Source organism: Halarcobacter sp., from assembly GCF_963676935.1.
Classification (GTDB): Bacteria; Campylobacterota; Campylobacteria; order Campylobacterales; family Arcobacteraceae; genus Halarcobacter.
The window spans coordinates 518,266-541,820 of sequence record NZ_OY781470.1 but is presented as its reverse complement, the minus strand read 5'-3'; the positions used below and the strand labels follow the sequence as shown (position 1 = coordinate 541,820).

19 protein-coding genes are annotated in these 23,555 nt (G+C 26.8%); 4 read left to right on the top strand and 15 right to left on the bottom strand.

The window, feature by feature from the left end:
- Positions 1-77: 77 nt before the first annotated feature.
- Together hisA and ACKU4C_RS02605 are read left to right on the top strand one after the other, a co-directional pair.
- A complete protein-coding gene (hisA, locus tag ACKU4C_RS02610) occupies positions 78-785 on the top strand; it encodes a 1-(5-phosphoribosyl)-5-[(5-phosphoribosylamino)methylideneamino]imidazole-4-carboxamide isomerase (protein WP_321314302.1) in 708 nt (235 codons plus the stop codon).
- Between the two features lie 41 nt (positions 786-826).
- Positions 827-2,683 carry a GGDEF domain-containing protein gene (locus ACKU4C_RS02605; RefSeq protein WP_321314301.1) on the top strand — a complete coding sequence of 619 codons (1,857 nt, stop codon included), beginning with the start codon at positions 827-829 and terminating at the stop codon, positions 2,681-2,683.
- Between the two features lie 99 nt (positions 2,684-2,782).
- Here the strand turns inward: ACKU4C_RS02605 and ACKU4C_RS02600 are convergent, their stop codons facing one another.
- The 9 genes from ACKU4C_RS02600 to ACKU4C_RS02560 form a co-directional block, all read right to left on the bottom strand.
- A complete protein-coding gene (locus ACKU4C_RS02600) occupies positions 2,783-4,009 on the bottom strand; it encodes an ABC transporter permease (protein WP_321314300.1) in 1,227 nt (408 codons plus the stop codon).
- Positions 4,009-4,713 (bottom strand): ABC transporter ATP-binding protein, encoded by a 705-nt coding sequence (locus tag ACKU4C_RS02595; protein WP_321314299.1) that lies wholly within the window; start codon positions 4,711-4,713, stop codon positions 4,009-4,011. The genes ACKU4C_RS02600 and ACKU4C_RS02595 overlap by 1 nt, the downstream gene beginning before the upstream one ends.
- A complete protein-coding gene (locus ACKU4C_RS02590) occupies positions 4,706-5,983 on the bottom strand; it encodes an efflux RND transporter periplasmic adaptor subunit (protein WP_321314298.1) in 1,278 nt (425 codons plus the stop codon). The genes ACKU4C_RS02595 and ACKU4C_RS02590 overlap by 8 nt, the downstream gene beginning before the upstream one ends.
- Positions 5,983-7,176, bottom strand: coding sequence for a TolC family protein (locus ACKU4C_RS02585; protein WP_321314297.1), 1,194 nt, complete (start codon positions 7,174-7,176; stop codon positions 5,983-5,985). Before ACKU4C_RS02585 ends, ACKU4C_RS02590 begins: the two co-directional genes overlap by 1 nt.
- A gap of 214 nt (positions 7,177-7,390) precedes the next feature.
- Positions 7,391-8,203: a DUF4198 domain-containing protein gene (locus ACKU4C_RS02580; protein ID WP_321314296.1), complete on the bottom strand. Its 813-nt coding sequence runs from the start codon at positions 8,201-8,203 to the stop codon at positions 7,391-7,393.
- Between the two features lie 11 nt (positions 8,204-8,214).
- Positions 8,215-8,538: a DUF3325 family protein gene (locus ACKU4C_RS02575; protein ID WP_321314295.1), complete on the bottom strand. Its 324-nt coding sequence runs from the start codon at positions 8,536-8,538 to the stop codon at positions 8,215-8,217.
- Positions 8,538-10,490 (bottom strand): PepSY-associated TM helix domain-containing protein, encoded by a 1,953-nt coding sequence (locus ACKU4C_RS02570; protein ID WP_321314294.1) that lies wholly within the window; start codon positions 10,488-10,490, stop codon positions 8,538-8,540. Before ACKU4C_RS02570 ends, ACKU4C_RS02575 begins: the two co-directional genes overlap by 1 nt.
- Complete coding sequence (locus tag ACKU4C_RS02565) at positions 10,490-10,756, bottom strand: hypothetical protein (RefSeq protein ID WP_321314293.1); 267 nt, start codon at positions 10,754-10,756, stop codon at positions 10,490-10,492. The genes ACKU4C_RS02570 and ACKU4C_RS02565 overlap by 1 nt, the downstream gene beginning before the upstream one ends.
- A gap of 93 nt (positions 10,757-10,849) precedes the next feature.
- Positions 10,850-12,868 carry a TonB-dependent receptor domain-containing protein gene (locus ACKU4C_RS02560; protein WP_321314292.1) on the bottom strand — a complete coding sequence of 673 codons (2,019 nt, stop codon included), beginning with the start codon at positions 12,866-12,868 and terminating at the stop codon, positions 10,850-10,852.
- A gap of 130 nt (positions 12,869-12,998) precedes the next feature.
- On the opposite strand from ACKU4C_RS02560, the gene ACKU4C_RS02555 reads away from it, so the two are divergent.
- A complete protein-coding gene (locus tag ACKU4C_RS02555; RefSeq protein ID WP_321314291.1) occupies positions 12,999-13,742 on the top strand; it encodes a response regulator in 744 nt (247 codons plus the stop codon).
- On the top strand, positions 13,735-15,549 hold the full coding sequence (locus ACKU4C_RS02550) for a histidine kinase dimerization/phosphoacceptor domain -containing protein (protein WP_321314290.1): 1,815 nt from the start codon (positions 13,735-13,737) through the stop codon (positions 15,547-15,549). The genes ACKU4C_RS02555 and ACKU4C_RS02550 overlap by 8 nt, the downstream gene beginning before the upstream one ends.
- Before the next feature lie 4 nt (positions 15,550-15,553).
- Here ACKU4C_RS02550 and ACKU4C_RS02545 read toward each other — a convergent pair whose 3' ends face one another.
- The 6 genes from ACKU4C_RS02545 to ACKU4C_RS02520 are packed head-to-tail and all read right to left on the bottom strand — an operon-like array spanning position 15,554 to position 23,549.
- On the bottom strand, positions 15,554-18,514 hold the full coding sequence (locus tag ACKU4C_RS02545) for a MutS-related protein (protein WP_321314289.1): 2,961 nt from the start codon (positions 18,512-18,514) through the stop codon (positions 15,554-15,556).
- Positions 18,515-18,516: 2 nt separating this feature from the next.
- Positions 18,517-18,936, bottom strand: a complete 420-nt coding sequence (locus ACKU4C_RS02540) for a heme-binding domain-containing protein (protein ID WP_321314288.1) — start codon at positions 18,934-18,936, stop codon at positions 18,517-18,519.
- 7 nt (positions 18,937-18,943) lie between these two features.
- On the bottom strand, positions 18,944-19,273 hold the full coding sequence (locus tag ACKU4C_RS02535) for a thioredoxin family protein (protein ID WP_321314287.1): 330 nt from the start codon (positions 19,271-19,273) through the stop codon (positions 18,944-18,946).
- Entirely contained in the window at positions 19,254-21,284 is a 2,031-nt protein-coding gene (locus tag ACKU4C_RS02530) for a DUF1538 family protein (protein ID WP_321314286.1), read from the bottom strand. The genes ACKU4C_RS02535 and ACKU4C_RS02530 overlap by 20 nt, the downstream gene beginning before the upstream one ends.
- Complete coding sequence (locus tag ACKU4C_RS02525; RefSeq protein ID WP_321314285.1) at positions 21,281-21,982, bottom strand: NAD-binding protein; 702 nt, start codon at positions 21,980-21,982, stop codon at positions 21,281-21,283. Before ACKU4C_RS02525 ends, ACKU4C_RS02530 begins: the two co-directional genes overlap by 4 nt.
- 10 nt (positions 21,983-21,992) lie before the next feature.
- On the bottom strand, positions 21,993-23,549 hold the full coding sequence (locus ACKU4C_RS02520) for an NAD-binding protein (protein ID WP_321314284.1): 1,557 nt from the start codon (positions 23,547-23,549) through the stop codon (positions 21,993-21,995).
- Between the last annotated feature and the right edge of the window lie 6 nt (positions 23,550-23,555).

Genomic DNA, 23,555 nt, shown 5'->3' with positions numbered 1-23,555 from the left:
TAAAGACTTAAATTTTAGGGAAAATACTAAAAAGAATTACTATAATTTTAACTTAAAATAATTATAAAGAGAGAATGATGGATATATTACCAGCTATAGATTTAAAAGATGGGAAAGCTGTTAGACTTAGTAAAGGTTTGATGGATAGTGCAAAAATCTATTCAGATGAACCTTGGATGGTAGCAAAAAGATTTGAAGAGTTAGGAAGTAACTGGGTACATATAGTTGATTTAAATGGTGCCTTTGCTGGTAAGCCTGCAAACTTAGAACAAATAAAAAAGATTAGAGAAAATTGTAACTTAAAAGTTGAACTTGGTGGTGGTATTAGAGATGAAGAAACTATTAAAATGTATCTTGAACTTGGAGTTGATAGATTAATTCTTGGTTCAATTGCAGTAAAAGATCCACAGTTCGTTAAAGATATGGCAGCAAAATACCCTATCGCAGTTGGTATAGATGCAATGGATGGAATGGTTGCAGTTGAAGGTTGGGCTGAAGTTAGTTCAATGAAAGCTACTGATTTAGCTCGTGAATTTGCAAATGCAGGTGTTGAAGCTATTATATGTACAGATATTTCAAAAGATGGAATGCTTTGTGGTGTAAATGTAGAATTTACTCAATCTATTGCCGATTCAAGTGGTATTGATACAATCGCAAGTGGTGGAGTAAAAGATATAGAAGATATTAAAAATTGTAAAAAAAATGGAAAAATCTCTGGAGTTATAGTTGGTAAAGCGTTTTATGAAGGTACTATTGATTTGGAAGAGGCTTTCAAAATCTTGTAGCTTTATTAAGTTTTAAACTATAATTTCACAAAAGGTAAAATATGAATTCTAACAAGAAAATTACTCTTATTATATTTTCAATGGTTACTTTATTAACCTTGATTATTGTTGCATTAGTTGCTATAGGTTCAAGAGAAAGTGGTTATAACAGTGCTAAAAAAAGGGCTTACTTAACTGCAGATATTGTAAAAAATGCTTTGACATCCCATATGGTCAATGGAAATATGCATCAAAGAGATACCTTTTTAAATAGTTTAGAAAGATTAAGAGAACTAAATGAGCTTTGGGTTGTAAGGTCTCCTAAAGTTAGTGAACAATTTGGAACTCACAGTACAAATGAAGTTCCAAGAGATGCTGTGGATGAAGAGGTTTTAAAAACGGGAAAAGAGAAGGTAGTTATCAACGAAACTGTTGAGCAAGCTAATCTTAGAATTACTATTCCATATACTGCTTCATCACTTGATAAACCAAATTGCTTAGCCTGTCATGATGCAAAAGAGGGAGAAGTATTAGGTGCTATATCTTTAACTTTTGATATACAAGAGGATAGATTGTCTAGTATAGCAATTCTTTTAAATATTATTGCTATTGTTATTGTATTCTTGATTTTCTTCTTAATTTTTATTAGTAGAAAAATCAAACCTTATACTAGTTCATTTGATTCTATTACAAATATATTAAAACAAGTACATGAAGGTAACTATGCTGTAAGGGCACAAGAGGGTATTTTAAAAGAGGATAAAGAAGCCTTTATGTGGTTAAATGAAATTATTGAAAAACTTGAAACAGTATTAACAGGTATTGAAAGAAATCTAACTGCTTTCGTACATAATAGAGCTTCAAATGTAAATAATGATAAATTGCTTACAGCAAAAGAGATTATAGAAGATATATCAGAAATATATAATTATAAAAAGACTATCGAAACTGATTTAACTAAAGATGATATATATTATAGACTTATTCAAGTTTTCAAAGATAAGTTAAAAATAAAAACATTTTATATTTTTGAAGATGATTTACAAAAAGATGAAAGAAAAATTATCTATGCACCAAAAGATAAAAAAGCTTGTTGTGATGTGAGAAAAGATATAAAAGAGTTTTGTAGGGCGCAAAGAACAAATAACGTAATTACATCTGAAACTTTCCCTGAAGTTTGTAGATTAGCAAATTGTGAATCTTGTGAAGCAGAATATACTTGTATCCCATTTAATATTAATGATCAAAAATCAGTTACTATACATATTTTATGTGAAGACAAAGATTGTATTAAACATAATAAATATCAAATAGGTATTATCAAAAAATATCTTGAGGAAACTAAACCTATTTTAGAGAGTAGAATCTTAATGGATGTTTTAAGAGAAAGAAATCTAGTAGATGGATTAACAGGTTTATACAATAGAAAATATCTAGATGAGTTTGTAGATAGAACTATGCCAAATGAACTTGCTCAAGGTACAACTTATGCTGTTATGTTTTTAGATATTGATTATTTTAAAATGGTAAATGATACTTATGGACATGATGCAGGAGATGCAATATTACAAAGACTTGCAAAAACAATGAAAGAGTTTGTAACAAATGATGAATTTATTGTTAGATTTGGGGGAGAAGAGTTCTTAATTATTATGAAAAACCCTACAGTTGAAACGGCAAAAGAGTTGGCTCAAAGAATAAATGTAGAATTTGGGAAAATCATATTTAATTTTAATAATGAATCATTTAGTAAAACTGTAAGTATTGGATACGCATTCTTCCCAACAGATACAGACCAATTCTGGAAATGTATTAAATATGCTGACCTTTGTTTATATCAAGCAAAAGAAACAGGAAGAAATAAAGTAATTAGATTTACAAAAGATGTTCTTAAAAATGGAGATAAAGAGAAATATTAAAAATCTTTATTCTTTTTTAACTACCTTACATTTTATTTTCTGAAATAAAATGTAAGGAATATTAATTTAGCTTTTTTCCAAACACCCATATAAAATATACTATTCATATCTTAAAGCATCAATTGGATTTAATCTTGCTGCTTTTCTTGCAGGAAAATATCCAAATATTACACCAATTATTGTTGAAAAAATAAATGCAACTAAAATAATCTCATGATTTATAATAAATGGTAACTGAATCATAGTTACAGCTGTAAATCCTAAACCTAAACCTAATGCAATTCCAATAATACCACCTAAAGTTGATAATACTACAGCTTCAACTAAAAATTGTAATAACACCTCACCTTCCATTGCACCTATTGCTAATCTAGTCCCAATCTCTCTTGTTCTTTCAGTTACTGAAACCAGCATAATATTCATAATACCAATTCCACCAACTAAAAGAGAAATTGCAGCAATTGAACCTAAAAGATAAGTTAAAGTTTCAGTAGTAGATGTCATAGTTGAAAGTAAATCTTGCATATCTCTAATATGAAAATTGTCATCTTCATTAATACCAATATTTCTTCTTTCCCTCATAAGTATAGTTATATCATCTTTTGCTTTTTCAATATTTTTACTATCATTTATTGAAGTAATTATAGTTGTAATATTTTTATTTCCTTTTACTTTTCTTTGATACATTCCAAGTGGTGTAACTATAATATCATCTTGATCTCTACCAAATGCAGCTGCACCCTTTGATTTTAATGTTCCAATAACTGTACAAGAAAAGCTTTTTAGTCTAACTTTCTCACCAACAGGATTAATAGTCACACCCTCTTCTACATCAAATAGTTGTTTTATTACAGTTGTACCTATAATACAAACTGCTTTTCCTGCAGATAATTCTGAAACTTCAAATAATCTACCGTTTTCTAATTCCCAATTTTTTATTTCAAAAAAATCATTATTTGTTCCAACAATTTTACTTGAATAACTTTTGTTACCATAAATAACATTTATACTAGAATCATCCTCAGGTGCAACACCTACAACATTTTGAATCTCATATTTTATAGAATCTATATCTGCTTCATTAAAAGATCTAGCACTGTTATCAGTTCTAGGTGGCCCTCTTCTTTCTTGACCAACCCTTAAAGTTAACATATTGGTTCCCAGTTTTTTTATACCCTCAGTTACATTTGCTGTTGTACCATCTCCAATCATAACCATACCTATAACAGAGGCAACTCCAATTACAATTCCAAGAATAGTTAAGATTGATCTTAAAATATTTCTTCTAATCTCTTTTACAGCTATTAAAAAAGCATTTATTAACATTACTTATATCCTTTTTTAAGAGCTTTATCTATATGTCCATCTCTAAAATATATTGTTCTACTTGCATATGTAGCCATATCTTCTTCATGTGTTACCATAATAACAGTAATACCTGATTGCTCATTTAGCTTTTTTAATAAATTCATAATCTCGACACTTTTTATACTATCAAGATTTCCTGTAGGTTCATCTGCTAACAAAATCAAAGGATTTGTAACAATAGCTCTTGCGATTGCTACACGTTGTTGCTGACCCCCAGAAAGTTGCGATGGTGCATGGTAAATAACACTTTCTAAACCAACCTTTTTTAAAGCTTCAAAAGCTAATAATTTTCTTTGTTTGGCAGGTATTTTTCTATAAATTAATGGCAATTCTACATTTTCTAGTGCAGAAGTTCTACCAAGAAGATTAAAATTTTGGAATACAAAACCTATATAATTTCTTCTAATTAATGCCATCTGATTTCTATTTAGTTTTTCTACATGAATATTGTTAAATAAATACTCTCCTGAGCTTGGTTTATCTAAACAACCTATCATATTCATTGAAGTTGATTTTCCACTACCACTTGCTCCCATAATAGCAACAAATTCTCCCTCTTTTATAGAAAAATCTACTCCATTTAAAGCATAGGTTTTAGCTTCACTTTTACCATAGGTTTTAACAATATTTTTAAACTCTATTATTGGTTTTTCATTACTCATTAATGCTACTTTGTGAAATAATAACTTCATCTCCAACACTTAAGTTTCTTGATTTAATAGCAGTAAACTTCCCATCTGTGTCAATTGTTTTCACTTTTACACTTTTTGCTTCTCCATCTTTTAAAACATATACAATTTTCATATTTGTTGATTTTTTTATATTTTTTGAACTTTTATTAGATCTAGAACCTTTAGGTCTTCTTCCTGAACCTGACATAATATCTTTCATACTTTTATTACTTCTTATCTCTTTATTACTAGGTTTAAATCTAAATGCAGCATTGGGAACTATAATTTGGTCTCTTAATTGTTTTGTAAAAATTTGTGCAGTTGCTGTCATCCCTGGTCTTAAAAGCAATTTATCATTATTTAGTAAAACAACTGTTTCATAAGTAATTACTCCACTAGATTCAATTGGGTTATATCGAACTTGCCTAATTTTCCCTTTAAATTTTTCATCTGGATATGCATCAACAGTAAATTCAACATCAAGATTTTCTTTAATATTAGCTACATCAGCTTCATCAATATTTACTATAAGTTCCATTTTTCTTAAATCTTTTGCAACTGTAAAAAGAGTAGGAGTTGTATTTGTAGCAGCAACAGTTTGACCAACTTCAACTACTCTATCTAAAACAATGCCATTTATAGATGATTTAACTACTGCCTTTTCAAGATTTTCTTCATCAGTTTTTAAATCATATTGAGCTTGTAATACTTTTGCTTTCATTGCATCTAAACTAGCTTTAGCACTTTCATAAGAGAACATTGCATCATCTACATCATTTTGAGAAGGGTATTTTCCTCCTGATTCTCTATGCATTTTTAGTATTCTGTCATAATTTACTTTTTTATTTTTTAAACTAACTTCGCTCTCAATAAGATTTGCTTTTGCTATTGTTAAAGAAGCTTTTGAACTATCAACTTTAGCCTGAAGTTTTGCAGTATCAATTTTTGCCAAAACTTGTCCGACTTCTACTCTATCATTAAAATCAACATAAATCTCTTTTAAAGTTCCTGATACTTCAATACCAATATCTACACTATTTGTAGGTTCCAAATTACCCGTTGCTGTTACACTAACTACAACATCACCTTTTTCTACTTTTTTTGTGTTATATCCAACTTGACTAGACTCTATATTCTTATCCATAAGATAATAATAAATACCTGATCCTGCAATTAATAAAATTAAAACTATCCAAATATATTTCTTATTTCCACTATTATTTGAATAAGAGTTAAGTTCATCTTCTAAACTATTTTTCATTAGCTATCAACCTTTGTCATAAAATATAATTTTGAGTATTGTAATTGCATGTCTATATCATTTATCTCTAAATCATATTCATTTATTTTTTTTGTATTTTTAAGTATTTCTAAATCATAATCAGAACTCATTCCAGCCGAATTTGAGACACTATTAATTAAAATTAAATCTTCATATAATTCTAAATTTTCATTTATTATGAGAAAGTATTTTTCATATGTATCGATTTGTGTTAAGATTTGATCATATTTATTTATTAACTCTTTTTTTATATCAGATAAATTAACTTTTTGTTTTAATATTTCTAATCTTGATTTTTCTAATTCATATTTTTTTGTAGCATCAAAAAGTGGTAATGAAAAGTTCAAACCTAATGAACCTGATTTATTTCTGCTATTTGTATCTTCATTTAGTTCATCAGATTCAGAATAAGATAAAGAACTTGAAAAATTAACTTGAAGTCCATATGAACTTTTTAACTCTTTATAACTTGAATCTAATGTATTAATTTTTGCATTTTCATATTTTAAATCTATACTGTTATTTATAAAATCTTCTTTATTAATTGGCTTAAAATCAAGTATCTCTATCTCTTCATATTTTAAATCTGTATATTTAGACAATTCATATAATACATCTTTTAATGAGTTTTTTAAAGCAATATTATTTTTATATTGTGTATTTTTTGCCATAATTGCATCGTTTAGTTCAGTAATATCTACATCTCCAGCTTCATATTGAATTTTCTTAAGTGCTAATTCAATCTCTTTATTTTTATATGTAAATTCATTTTGTTTTATTTGTAGTTTTAATTTTTTTATTGAGAGTAAAGTTTCATAAATTGTTTTTAATATAACTAGATTTTCATTCTCCCATGCAATCAACTGTTCATTTAAAGTGTCTTTTGCATTTTTTATTGAAAATTCAATTCCACCTGATTCATATAAATTTTGTGAAAATCCAATAGAGACACTTTTTGTAAACTTATCACTTCCAGTTGAGGAAGAGTGACTTCTATTTAAGCTTGAACTTAAATCAACTCCACCAATCCAAGAATTATTTGATGATTTATATTGTTCTTGAATTATTCTTTTTTCAACTTCTCTTAACTCTTTTTTATCTTTATTCAATATTTGTAAATCATTTGAATAAACTATTGAATACAATAAAAGAAAAAACAAAACCTTATACAATTAATACTCCTTTTTTTATATATAAAATTTTACTAAAGCACTTTAAACCTCAACTAAACATAAGTTTAACCCAATATTAATGATACCAATTATTATTACTGCTTTAAGTATTAATCTTTGAGTTTGCAATTAAAAAAATAAGTGATTAGTTTGTTTAGTTTTTATAGAATTCTATTTACAAATTTAACAGAAGCCTTTAAAGACTTCCATTAAATTATTTGATATTTAAAGTTGCACTTGCAGTATCAGAAACTACTAAATCATCCTCTTTTGATTTATTATTAATTTCAAATTTCCATTGACCAAAATTTGTTAAAACAAATGAGGCTACACCTTTTCTAATATTTGAGAACAGTGCATTATCACCTTTACTTAAACTATTTGTTGCGGTAACAAATCCACTATTTAAAGGCTTTCCTTTAAATAATACTTTGAATTTTATTTTATCTCCAACATATAACTTTGAGATATCTGTTATAGGGATAAGCTCCAATTTGTGACCAACAGGTTTAGGTTCACTCCATTTTTTATTTACAAAATATGTTTTAGCATAAATTGTATTTTTCAATGAAGATATAATCTTTTTTGGATTTTTTACTTTTTCTGCACTACCTCTAAAAAATCTGTTTTTCCCATTTTTGTCTATATATTTAGTAAAAATATTTGTTTTTGTAGACATCTCTACACTATAAGTACCTGCTTTTGATTTTTTATTTAAACTAATTTTTTGCATTGCTAAATTACTGTCAACAATATTTATTGTATCGCTATCATAAATATCATCTAAACCTTTTAGAGGTTTTTTTAGTTGAATTTTTTCTCCATCTGGAGTTAACAGATTAAATGATTCTAAACTTAGTCTATCTGATATAGAATCCTCAATAGTTAAGTTATGTCCTGTTCCGAAACCAACTGTAACTAAACTACTTCCATGAGATTTTGCTTCAAATGAGTTTAACCAAAATCCATGTGCCAATAAACTTCCTGCTGTAGCAATAGATACTAAAGCTAATTTTAAAATATTCATTTTTTTCCTTTTTATATTAATGTAAAAACTAAAGTTATTATCAAAAGTAGTAATGATAACTTTATAATAAGTTTTGGATAATAGGTATAAATCATTGCAATAAAAACAATGATTATCCCTACTAAACCAAGCCAATATGTAATACCTAAAGATAAACCAAAAATCTGTATTATTGCATATAAAGAGATTACTAAAATTAGATAACCTAGCCAAATACATACAAATTTTATAATTTTATTTGCATCTTTACCTAATACTTCTTTATAGTGTTTATTTAAAACTAAAGAGAGTAAAAATAATCCTAAATAAGTTAAATACAAACTCATCGAAACCATTATTTAACTCCTTTTCTAGATTTTCTAATTAAAATAAATGCAATTAAAACAAATACAAGTGCTGTAAAAATAAAGAAAACATCAAAATATATTAAGATATTGTCTCTTGAGTAGATTTGTGAAAAACTATCAAATGTTGTAATTGCATTTATAATAGGAAGCATTGCATAAAGAACAATAGCTATAATTGTTTGTTCAAACCAAGCTTTATTAGTGTTTCTAACAAAAGCATAAATATAAGATAATCCCCAAGCAATAAAAAATCCACCTATTTCAAGTTCTTCTTTGTTAGATGTCGTAGTAACTCTATTTACTATAAAATAAATGGCTATAGCTATAAATATACCAATAATTGTTCCAACATTTAATTTATCTACTAATTTAAATCCAAAACTATTTCTAGTTAATTCTTTTTTCTTTCTTTTTTGAACCCATAAAATAAGTCCTGTACCACTTAAGACAATACCTATTAATCCACTTATAAAGAAAAGAAATCTAAGAAAAGGATCTGCAAATAAAGCCTGATGTAAAGAGAATAAAGCAATATTTGTATTTGCAGTAATACTATTACCATTAGGAGGGATTGATGTTTTTAATAACTTTCCACTAATACCATCATAAAGTGCCATCTCTCTACTACCTTTAAAACTAAATAATGTTGTAGGATTTTTTGGACTAACTTCAACTACTATGGTATTTTTGTTAGTATCTTTTTTTATAGAAAATCTTCCTACATTATTTGGCCAAATTTTTTGTGCATCATCCAATATATTTATGAGTTTACTTTTTGATAACTCTTTTAAAAGAAAGCTTTGATTTTCTTTTAATTCAGATGCTTTATTATGAATATTAATACTCTTATTCATACTTGCATTTAAAATTCTATGAGCATTTTTATTGTTATATTTTTTAATATATTTTTGAGTATTAGCATTTAAAATTCTATTTGTATTACTCTTTTTACCTATATATTCTTGATTTTTCTTATTAGGATTTTTACCTAAAGTATTTGCTTTAATAGAGTTTTTTATTTCTTCTGATTTTTGAGAAGATTTACCTATTTGACTTCTATCACTTCTATAAGTTAAGAAATCATTTCCATAGTACATTTTCATACCCCAAGGCATTAATGTATTTCCTAAAAGTAAAAGACCAGAATAAGTAATCATTATAAGAAAAGGTATAGAAGCAACTGCAGGCAAAATGTGTGCATCCATCCACCCTCTTGTAGTATGTTTATTTCTAAATGTAAATATATCTTTAAATATTCTTTTATGTATAATTATTCCCGTAAAAATTGCAACTAACATTGCAATAGAAGCAATACCAACAATCCATCGTCCAATTTCTCTTGGAATAGAATATAATTCAAAATGAAATCTATATAAAAAATTTCCACCTGCTGTATTGGTAGTCTCTTTTATAAGTTCACCAGTTGTTGCATCGTAATATTTAGGTGGGATTCTTCTTTTCTTACCTTTTCTTTGTTGAGCAGCTTTTGCTGAACCATTAGCTTTTTGTTCTTTACCACTTCGAATTACTTCCCTTTTATTTTTCAGTAGAGAGGTTTGTTTATCTAGCTTCTGAGGATTATTATCAAAATCTCTATGCCCTTTAATATTTTTATTAGTTTTTCTATTTTTTAAACTATTAGTATTTTTATTGGATATTGCACCATTTTCTCTAATACTTATTAAATTTGTTCTACTGTTAGGTAAAGAAACATTTACATTTGTAAATTTTTTCGAACTTTCTAATGCTTTATCAATAGCCACTTCAAAAGTTTTTTCAGAAACTTGAGATTTGTGTAACTCAGGCTTCATCCATAAAGTTATCTCCCCCCTATAATAAGCACTTGTACCTGTTACAAATATGGCAAAAAGTAGCCACCCAAGAATTAATCCACTCCAAGTATGAAGCCAAGTCATTTTTGATCTAAATCCTGTTGCCATCATACACCTTTAATTGCCATGAAACATGCATTAAATAAATATAAATTAATACATATAAAAGTAAATTGTAAAAATAGATTTTTAACTGAAACACTACTAAATGAATAAATTATTGCAAGAGTCCAAATAATAAAAGAAAACATTGTCGCAAGTAAAATTGCTTCTGCTTTATTATCAAAAGGCAAGGCAAATGTTAATGTAACAGATGCTAATGAAGCAAAAATATAGCTTCCTAGAATAGCGATTAAAATTCTTATAACATTCATATTATTTCCATTATATTTTTTATTTTTCTAAATTTTGTTTAAAACAATGCCAAGTCAAAATTCGCAAAAGACTTGAGCATTGATTTTAAACTATTAAAATCTAATATCTATGGCAAAACTGTATCTTCTACCATCAAGTACATAAGAGTAGCCTTCATCTGAAGTAACTTCTTTATTGGTAATATTATAAACACCTGCTTTTAAAGTTACATCTGACTTTATCCTATAAACTAAACCTACATCAGCAAACATATAAGATGGTGTTTCTTTACTCATGGTTTTACTTCTATAGTTAACTTGTGCCCAAGATAATAGTTTTGGAGTAATATCCCAATCAACTCCAGCATTAAACATATGTTTTGAAATATCATTTAAAGGTTCACCCGCACTTGAACCTGTTTTCTGTTCAGAATCTGTATAAGTATATGAATGTCTATACTTTAAATCTTGAGTAATTTGATAATCTGTAGTTAATTCAATACCTTTAATTTCTGCTTCATCAATATTTATCATCTCTTTAAAACCATAACTATTTGATACTGTGTAAGTTTCACCATTGTAGTTACAAGTGCTCGTTCCACTAGGACAAACATAATAATCTGATCTTGTAATCATATCTTCAAAATCAGTTTTATAAACAGTTAAACTAGCACTTAAGTCATCAGCATTGTCATAAGATATACTTGCTTCATAAGATACACTTGTTTCAGGTTCTAAATCTGGATTACCAAAATAGTTTCCACCTCTTGAGACACCTAAAAAATCTTGGCTTGATTGTTTTAAGTTTGGAGCTTTATATCCAGTTGTTACACCACCTTTTAATGTAATCTCATCAGTTAAATGATAAACAGTATATAATTTTGGACTAATATTTGAACCAAAATCTTCATTATCATCATATCTAGCACTTAAAAATAATGATAAATCATCCGTTAAAGACCATTCATCCTCAGCAAATAGAGAATATTGATATCTATCTACTGTTGTATAACCTGCAGTATTAATAGAGTTAGTAGCTCCATCTTTATAAGTTTCATCTTTATATGTAGCACCTAAAGACAAAACATGATTATCGAAAAATATTGTTCCTTGTGAATTTACAACAAGGGTATCTGACATTATATAATTACCAGTTGTAGTATTCCTTCTTGAAGGATTTTTTGCATCATCATATGTAATATATGACTTAATTAAAAAATTATCATTTTTATATTCGTGACTTATAGAGTAAGTATCTTTATAAGAAACAATTTCACTTAATTCTGTAGCTGAAGTAACACCTCTAATTGTTTGTGTAAGTGGTAAACTTTTCCCTGGCGTATGTGTTCGTTCCTGCTTATTATACATATATTCTAAATCAATAGTATTATTATCATTTGGTGTAATAATAAATTTTGTAGCTAATTTTTTATTTTTATACTCAGGATCACTACCTGTACTCTCAGTACCTCCACCTGCAAAATCACTCTCATCATTGTAATTAAAACTACCACTTAGATTTGCATATAAAAAATCGTCAATTAAGGGACTTCTTAAAGTAAAACTTGTATTTAGACCATCATTATTTACCTTATTGTTTGAATCAGCCATTAAATATTCAAAAGATACACTTCCAGATACTTCTTCTGATTTTTTCTTTGTAATAATATTTACTACACCTCCCATCGCATCCGAACCATAAAGTGAAGATGCAGGTCCTCTAATAATTTCAATACTTTCAATATTATCAACAGAAGGTAAAAAATTCATTTGAACACCAGCTTGACCACCATTTTGTGTAAACACTTGATCATTTTGCATTGGTTTACCATCAATTAAAAACAAGGTATAGTCATCCCCCATACCCCTCATCATGATACTTTGGTTTGAACCCCCATTTGTAATAAATAGACCAGGAACATTTTTTAATACATCACTAATATCTGAATAAGATTTATTTTTAATCTCTTCAGCTGATATCACTGATATAGTAGCTGGAGCATCTTTTATATTTTGCTCAAATCCTGACGCACTTACAACTGTTACTTCACTTAATCTTGTAGATTCATCATCTGCAAATAAAGTAGTACTTAGTATTACAGCTAAAGATAAACTAATTTTTTTTATTTCCATAAACTCTCCTTTTTTTGATGATTTTATTATATCGATGAAAAATGACAGAAAAATAATTTTAATAACTATTATCAAAATTAATATAATATTAAAAAAAATTTCGTTATAATATTTTTTAAATGGAAAATAAATGTCAAATAATTTAGTAATAAAAAAAGATTTAAGTATTTTAATTGTTGAAGATGAGCCAATTATTGCTCTAGCTGTAGAAGCAAACCTAAAAAAAATTGGTTATGAACTTTGTAGTATAGCTACAACCCCAGATAATGCTATACTTAGTGCTCAAAATAATTATCCAGATATTGTTCTGATGGATATAAATTTAAATAATGCAAATAAAAATGGAATTGATGTCGCAAAAATCATCTGGAGAAATCTTAATATCCCTATAATTTTCTTAACTTCATATAGTAATAATAAAATATTGGATGAAGCATTAGAAGCAGAACCCTATGCTTTTTTAGTTAAACCTTGCAAGGAAATAGATTTAAAAGCTGCAATTAATACAGCCATACATAAACATAAATATTTTTTTAATAATAAAAAAAATCTAAATAAACAACTAAAAGAAGATATCTTTATACATATAGATAAAAATATGAAATTTAATAAACTTTCATCAGAATTTTATTTGAATGAAAAATTATTTCCCTTAACTAAAATAGAAACCAAACTTTTTGAAATACTAACAATTAATCCAGGGAAAATTGTTAGTTTTGAAACTATCTTTACATATATTTGGAGAGAAGATATTTGTGAATTGTCAAAATTACGATCACTAATTTATAGACTAAAATCAAGATTAGGGGAAAACCCTTTTGAAAATATTTATGAGATAGGTTATCGAATAAAATTAATAGAATCAGATGATTAATTATTTAAATTTTAAATACTATTCTTTTACTACAAAAATATTGATATCTTTTTTTATTTTTGTAATTGTTTTTATAATTAGTAAAAACTTCCTTACTCTACCAAAAATTGAACAAAAAAATTATAATCAAGAACTTAATTTTATTACAAAAACTTTACTAAATACAAAAAAACAACTTATCGTAATTTCAAATTATATAAAAATTCAGTCAAAACTGAGAAGGGAACTAAGTAAAAGAGAGATACAAGAACAATTAAAACAATTTGATTTATCAATAGAAAATATTAAAAATCCATATAAAATTGTTAATTTATTCAATAAAAATCAGATATCAAACTATTGTTCTTATAATTTTGTTGGTAATAATTTTAGATATGAGAAAATAATAAAAATTAATCCTTTTGAAAAAAATATTAATAAAGAGTTTGAGAAATGGCAAGAGTATAAAACCAATGGAAGAGTTAAATACCTATTTTATAACCACAAATTTAAAAATAAAGATTTAATTTTATCAATTGGATGTTACTTTAAAAAATTAAATAAAAATCGAAAAAATTTAAAATTGAATCTAAAAGAACAAATAAATACATTAACAAATATGAATTTAAAAACTGCCAAAAAAGCTATATTTAAAATAAAACCTAGCATAAACAATGAACAAATAGCTCTTAAAAAAGAATCATATTATATAAGTAGAATTTCTGAGCAAAAAGATATATCTATTGGTGATTTATCTATAAAACAAATACTAAAAGCAAAAGATAAAGGACCAATTGAACACCAAGTAAAAGGTAAAAGTTATTTAACTTGGATTATTGATTTAAATAATACTTGGGTAGGTAAAGGCTCTTTTTTACTTGAATATACTGTTGAAAAAAATGAAATACTTAATAATTCAAAAGCTAATTTAGCTTTTCTAAATGAAACATTAATAGCAATTTTATTAAGTTTTCTAATTTTTATTGTATCTTTTGGAAAGATATTAAAAGATATTAATAAACTTACAAAAACTGCAACTTTAGTAATGAAAGGTAATAGAAATATAAGATCAAATGTAAAAGGTGATAATGATATTGGAATTTTAGGAGAGTCTTTTGATAATATGTTAAATTTTTTTGAAAATAATATTAAAATACTTGATAAAAGAGTAGAAGATAAGACTAATGTTATTTCAAAATCTTTAGAAGAAAAAGAAGTATTATTGAAAGAAATTCATCATAGAGTTAAAAATAATCTTACATTAACAATAAGCTTGATTCAACTTCAAGAATTAAATATGAAAGATAAAGAAACAAAAAAAGCTTTAAAAGATATTCAAGAAAGAATTTTTACTATGGTATTAATTCATCAAAAAATTTATGAATCAAAAGACTTAAATAGAATAAATCTAAAAAATTATGTAATTGATTTAATAAATGCAATAATTAGCTCTTACTCAATAAATGAGAATTTAGATTTAACTATTGATGTTGATGAGTTAGAACTTGATATACAAGCAGTTATGCCTCTTGGTATTATTTTAAATGAACTAATAACAAATGCTTTTAAATATGCTTTTACTAATCAAAAAGAAAATAAGTTGGAACTTATAATTTCGAATCCAAAAGATAAAAAAATTATCATAATAATTAAAGATAATGGGAAAAGAGAGATAAAAGATTTTCTTGAACTATCTAATAAAACTTTAGGTTTAAAATTAGTTAATACAATTGTTAAGTATCAGTTATTTGGTAAATTTACATATAAATATAATAATGGTTCAATTTTTAAAATAGAGGGAAAAATAAATAACTATCAAGAGATTTAACTATCTATTTTCCCTCATCTACCATTGTATAATGCAACTCTAAACCTTTTGAAGTTGATACAAAACCATTTACATTTATAGTTCCATCATGTACCATTTTATGATGCTCTTTACAAAGTGGTATTAGATTATATTTATGATTTGCATTTACGTGACCTATAAAGCCATCTTTATTTGCTCTTGCTTGCTCTTTTATGTGGTGTACATCATCACAAGCTTTACCGCAAATTACGCAAGAACTAACAAATACATCTTTATTGTATTTAGATGACTTTCTTTTTGTAAGTCTTTCAACAGGAGAATAATCATCTGTTAGTTTTTTTCTAATATCATTTGCAACAGATAAAAACTCTCTATCCATATGAAGTGATTTTGCATACTCTAAACCATACATAGATGACCCACTTCCATATTTTAGTTTTCTATCAAAGATAAGTTTATCTTCCTCATCTTTATACATAACAGACAGATGTAAAGAGATGATATTTTTTAGTTTTGCTATCTCTTCAATTTCTGGAAGTTGATGAAGATGTGTTGCAAAAACAAATAAAGATTCTAATTTTGCAAGTTTTAAAATAGCACTTGCAACTATTGATAAGCCACTCATTGTTTCTGTACTATGGGAAATCTCATCACCTAAAACTAAAGATTGTTTTGTTGCCCTATTAAAAATATTTTTAAGCTCAAGCATCTCAACTGCAAAAGATGAAAGTCCCTTTGCTATATTATCAGCTCCACTTATTCTTGTAAATACTGAATCAAAGATAGAAAACCTCATTGATTTACAAGGTACATAAAATCCTGCTTGAGCCAAAATAACTGCTATACCTATTGATTTCATCAATGAGGATTTACCTGAAGAGTTGATACCATAAAGTAAAATACCATGCATTTTATTATCAAACATATTTATAGGGTTTGAGTTTTTAATTATTACATTGTTTTGATATTCCTCTTTAGCTAAAGAGAGTTCACCTAATATAATATCATTTGGTACATAAATACCTTGTTCTTCATTTGCTTCAATAATTGGATGTCTTAAATCTATTATTTCTAAAAAGTTTTCATCATCTTTTGTTTTTACTATTTTAGGCGCAACATAATTGTATTTTTTTGCTGTTTTAATATTTGATACAGTTAAATCAACCTCAGCAATAAATTGAACTAAGTCCTCTAAAAGAGTTGCAAACTTTTTTTCAAATTCTAATAGCTTTTCTTTAAAAACTAATTTGTTTAATTCAATAATTTTTCTTAGATTATGTACGTATTTATCAGATATAGTATCACTTAAACTAGAAGAGATTTTTACATTTGTTGTTTGAACTTTTATATTAAAATCTTTAAATAATAATAATTCATCATCAACAATTAAATGAGAGTTTAAAAGTTCATCTTTTATTGAATTGTATCTATTTTTTGTTAGGCTTAAAAAGAAACCCTCTTTATCTAACCTTTGAATTGAGACATAGTTTCCATCAGTATTTCCTAAAAACGTTAAGATATGATTTTTAAGAATTTCAAGCTTTTTATAAAGCTCTTCATTCTCTTTGTTTAATTCATCTATTTGATGATTTATTCCATTACAAACCATATTACATTCAACATCTTTTAACATAAACTTACCAGATACACTTAAATCAAAAGTAGATTCAATAGAATCAATGAACATCTGAAGTTGAGCTAAAGAACAAGGTGGAGTTATAAATTTGTAGTTTTCCATAAATGTAACTACTTCTTTAATACTTAACAATGAATCATATAAATAGTTTAACTCAAAAGGATGAAGTCTATTTAGTTTTATTCTTCTTGTAAGTCTTTCTATATCATAAATATTTGCTAGTTCATTTTCAATAGGTGCATGATAATCAAACAACTCTTTAGACAAAGCAAACCTTCTTAACAACTCTTTACTCTCTTTAATAGGATGAGTTAACCTCTCTTTTAAAAGTCTTTTCCCCATTGCAGTAGAAGTATTATTTATGAGTTTAATTAAACTTGGATTATGAGTTGTCTCTATTATATTTAATTGCTCTAATGCATTATTTCCTAAATAGATATATTTACTAACATCAAGTTTAACAGGGAAAGACAGCTTTTGAACAATATTTGAATCATGCCCTATTACAAAATCTATTAATATTGCAAGTGATTCTGAGCTTAGAGGAACTCTTTCCATATCAAGATGTTCAATAGCTGTAAGCAAGGATTCTATATTAAATACATTTTTAAACAATTCATTTTGGTAAGTTATTTTTGGAATAAAATTGCCTATATGAAAAGTTTTTAGTTTTAATTCAAGATAATCTATAACCTCTTTTTGATTTATATTTTTATCTTTGAAAGTTACAACTATCTCATTTGTTTTATGCATATTCATATAATTAAATACTTCATCAAGTGCAAAAAACTTATCTTCACTTGTTCCATGTATCTCATTATAAAAACATTTTCCTGTAGTAACATCTATTGCAGAATATCCAACTAGATAAATACCTTTTATCTCATCAATTACAAGTGAAGTAATATTGTTTTCATCTTGGTCAATTACAAAATCAAAGTTTGTTCCGGGACTTACAACTGTATCTAAGTATCTAGTAACTTTAGGTGGTAAACCCTTTTGTCTTATTATTACTACTGTGTATTTTTGTTCAGATATTATCCTTGCTAAATGTTTTTCTAAAGAGATAGCAGGAACTCCTGCCATAATAGGATTCTCTTTTGAGTTTTCCAAGATTGATTTATTTTTTCTTGTTAATTGAATATTTAATAATTCAGCTATCTCTTTTGCTTTTCCTATTTGTTCATCATCATTATTTACTTCATACACCTCAAAAAATGTACCTATTTCCATTAGAACTACAGTATTTTTTCCATATTTCTCTTCAAACATTTTTTGAAGTTTAAAATAAGTAACTGTAAGTAGTGTTTTTTTATCGTCTAATAACTCTTGAACTTCTTCTCTCAAAACTATCTTCTAACTCCTGTCCAATCTCGAATCATCTTTCTTTGCTCCATTGTTAAATCTGCTTCTTTATGAACCCAAAGATAACTTCTTAATGGCATTGCTGCATATGCAGTTCTAAATATCTCTTTTATTTTTTTCTCTTTTTCTTCTTTTGGATAATTTTCCCATTCTGAAAAATTTAAAGCTTTTCTTCCATCTTTTACATGGGTATTTATAGCCCAAGAAAATGGTGCAATATTTGAATACCAAGGCCATTTTACTTCATTTGAATGACAATCATAACATGCTGTTTTAACTAAATTATATATATTTTCAGGCATTTTCATCTCTAACTCTTTAGGTGTAGCCTCATTTGTTTTATCTATTGTAATAAATTGCATTGCTATAAATATAATAAGTAATATAATAATATTTGTTTTCATAATCTTCCTAATCTACAAAAAGTGAATATGGTCTTTTTAACTCATCAACAAAAGCTTGAATAGAGATATTTCTACTCTTTCTAAAAAACTCTTTTGAATCAAAAAAGACTAATATAGTAGGAATAGAAAATACCGAAAAATTGCTTGCTATCTCTTTATAAATATCAGCTTTTACTTCATAATTTTCCATTTGTGAAAAATTTTCTACAATTGCATTTTCAACTTTTGGTTTTAAAGCTTTACAAACAGAACAATTTTCTCCTGAAAAATATATTAATACAGGCTTACCTGTATTAATAATATTTTCAATCTCCTCTTTACTTTTTATCTGCTTCATTTAAAACAGGCTCCACAATTTTTGATGTTAATTTTTCCTCTTCCTCTTTTATCAGTTTCTCTGTATTATTTTCAGGATTTTTATGATCTTTTCTATTTACAAAAATATCATGTCTACTTAAACTAATCCCTTTCATATGTGTTAGAGGGAAAGCAAAAGCAATACCTTTTCCAGTTGTAGTTAAATGAAGAGTATGAATAATAGATTTTATTACTGGATTAACTAAACTTTGAGGTAATAAGAACAATAATACTACTTGATTTGCTTCAAAAGATGGTCTGTAGTAATTATCCATTTGACCAAGTCCAATACCATCTGCCCTAAGAACAGTAACACCAGGTGCACCTGCTTTATTAGCTGCTTGTATTGCATCAACTTTCTTATCATTTGGAACAATAATAACAACTGCTGAAAAATCCATTGGTAATGAGTGTCTTCTATCACTTCCATCAATATTTACAGTAGCTAAATCCATATTTTCTGCATCGATTAAGGCATCTCTTAAAATATTTGCAGCTTCAATCTCTGTATCTGATTTAACACCAAGTTTTTCAGTAATAATACCATATAACATCACTGTTATCATTGGGAAAAGTGAAGCAAATGCTATAAGTCCAAAACCATCAATAAGAGGACTTCTCCCCTCAATATTTGTAGCAAGTCCAATACCAAGTGCTGCTACTAAAGGTACAGTTACAGTTGAAGTTGTAACTCCTCCACTATCATATGCAATTGGGATAATATATTTTGGCGCAATCCATGTTAATGTGATAACTAAAATATATCCAAAAATGATATAGTAGTGAATATGTCCACCATCAACTATTCTAAATGCTCCAAGAGCAATACCTATTGCAACACCAAAAGCAACAAAAATTCTTAAAGCAAAATCGTTGATTTTACCATCACTTATCTCTTTTGCTTTTTTTGCAATAGCCATAAGTGCTGGTTCTGCCATTGTTGTAGAAAAACCAATTGCAAATGCAAAAGCATAAATTACAAATACAGAATCTCTTTTTGTAAGTTGATAAGCCATAGTTTCACCAAGAGTGAATAATCCCATCTCTAGACCAAGGATAAAAGCATATAAACCAACAATTACTAATACAAATCCAAATATTACTGTTTTTAAATTATCAATTCTTTTTTTAATTACTCCATATTGAAAAAATAAAATAATTAATAAAATAGGTGCAACGTCTTTTATAACAGAGCCTAAACCATGAATTACAGATTCAATAGTTATATTTGTCGAAACTGATACATTAGCTTCAACAACAACTTGTGCTACCTCTTTAGCTTCTACAAGATTATAAACAGCAATACCATAAATTTGTACAAATATCATTGGAGTCAAGGAAGCAAAAGCAATTAAACCAAAACCATCAATTACAGGATTTCTTCCTTTAATTGAAGAGGCTAATCCAATTCCAAGGGCCGCAACTAAGGGTACAGTTACTGTTGAAGTAGTTACTCCCCCTAAATCATATGCTAAACCAATAATCTCTTTTGGAGCAAAAAATGTTACTCCTACAACTAAAATATATCCAGCTATAATATAATAGTGTATTCCATGACCTTTATAGATTCTAAATACACCAAGAAGTATTGCAAAACCAACTGAACCTGCAACAACTAATCTTAAAATAGTAGCATCAATTCTACCACTTGATATGGAAGCTGCTTTATCAGCAATTACCGCAAGGGCTGGTTCGGCAATTGTTGTACCAAAACCAATTAAAAATCCAAAAATCAATACCCATAACATTGAGCCATTTTTTGCAAAATCTCTAGCTAATCCTTCTCCAATAGGAAATATCCCTATCTCTAAACCTTGTAAAAAAATCGCAAGTCCTACACCAACTATACCTAAACCAATAGCAGTAGACACCCATCCATCTGGTACTGCTTGAATAATAGCTAATTGAAAAAATAAAATTACTATTATTATTGGTAATAGATCCCTAAACGACTCTTTTAATAACTTTAAAAAAAAGTTAAATTGCATCATACTTCAACTCCCTGTGTAAACTCTCTAAACTTCTCCAACTCAGCACTTTGCCCAACTACAACCAATATATCTCCTTCATCAATTTTATGATTTATCCCTTTTGTATTAAAAATAAATTGTTCCCCTAATTCTTTATCCATTATACCAATAAGTAAAATATTATATTTTTTATGAATAGTTATATCTTTTAAAAATTTTCCATTTAAAATAGATTTTTTTGTTATATATACTTCTGAGATATTTAAATCTGATTTACTAAATAGAATTTCGTCTAAAACCTTTAACATCAAAGGTTTAGTCATATGTCTATATATTCTTTGTGCGGTAAGCTCATTTGGATTTAATACTTTTGTAGCTCCCGCTATAAGTAGCTTTTTTGCTTCGGCTTTTGTCTTTGAAGTTGAAATAATTTTTAAATTTTTATCTAAATTTCTAGCTGATAAAGTAACAAAAAGGTTATTTTTATTACTATTGCTAACACAAAATAAAGAATCAACATCTTTTCCAATTCCAATCTCAATCAATTCATTATCATTTAAAAGTGTTGAACTTATAACTTCATGTCCATCTTTTTTAGCTTTAATTATTTGTTCATCTATAAAACTTATTATAATAACTTTATAAGCCTTTTCTTTTAGTACTTTTGCTATTTTAGAGCCTAATATAGAATATCCATAGATAACAACACTTTTTTTCATTTTACTCTTTTTAAAAATTTTTTGTTAATAAATCACTTCTTAACTCTTTTAATGATTCCTTAAAACCAATTACAATTAATATATCCTTTTGCTTTAATGTATAATTTACATTTACAGGATTAAAGATAAACTCATATTTATTTGAATTATTTATTATACCAATTAGAGTTAAATTATAGTTTTCGAAGTTTATCAAATTTATATTTTTGTCAATAATATTCATCTCATTCACAATCTCTATCTCATCAACTTCTGCAGAAATATCATCATTTAATAAAATTCCATCTACTGCTTCAAAGGCAACAGGTTGCCCAATATATTCCCCTGCAACATATGCACTTATCTCATTTGAATTTATTGTAAAATCAGCTCCAGCAAGTTTTAATTTATTTTCCACCTCTTGGTCATTTACAAGAGTTATAATCTTAATATTATTATCTAAAGCTCTTGCTCCTAAAACAATAGAAAGATTTGTAGCATCATCTTCACTTAGAGTAATAATTGTAGAAGCACCCTCACCTACACCAATTTTTTTCAAAAAATCCATATTAGTAGGATCATCTAAGATAGCTAATAGATTATCATTTTGTGCAAATGCTATATTATTTTCATCATCATCAACTATTAAAACTTTTTTCTTATGTTTTGTAAGTTCCCTTACTAAATTCTTTGCCATAATATCGTAGCCACAGATTATCACAAACTCATCTAATTTGTTAACTTCATTTTCTACTCTATTCTTCTTTATAGTTTCCATTCTTTGAGCTAAAGCTGTTGTCACAATTGAGGTACTAAAAGCAATAACTAAAAAACCATTTATTACAAGTATTAAAGTAACAAATTTTCCTTCAGGGGTAATAGGAACAATATCTCCATAACCAACTGTTGAGATTGTAATTAAAGACCAATAAACTGCATCAAAGAAATGATTTACTTGATCATTTACCCCCTCAGGCCCTTCATAAACAAACATAATTGTTGAACCAAAAAATATTACAATACCACTTAAGATTGCTAATGTATATAATTCAAACTTTCTTTCAACAAAAATATTTAAAAACTCTTTTAAAGAATTGGTATATCTAATAATTTTAAATAATCTAAATAGTAAAAATATTCTTAAAACTCTAAGAGGTCTATATGCTGGTAAAATAGCTAGTAAATCAATAATTGACATAGGGGAGAAGATAAATTCAAGCTTTTCTTTAAAAGCCTTTTTTAAAGATTTTGAGAGTTTATATTTTTTTGCTAAAAAAAGTGATTCTTCATAGTCTAGAATTACTCTTTTTCTTACATCACTATAAACCCAAAGCCTTCCTATCCATTCGAAAAGAAAGATAACTATTGCAAAATATTCATAAGTATTTAAAACATCAACTTTTGTATGATTTACCTCATAGATTAAGATTCCAATAGTACTTAAAACTAAAAAAATCATACAAAAATCGAAATATTTTTTATATTTATAGTGATTGTTTTCAAGTATATTTCTTGTAAATTCTTTAAAAGAAGTATACTTTGTGGAAGAATCTAATTTATAAAAGCCATTTACTATACTATTTTTCATATATTT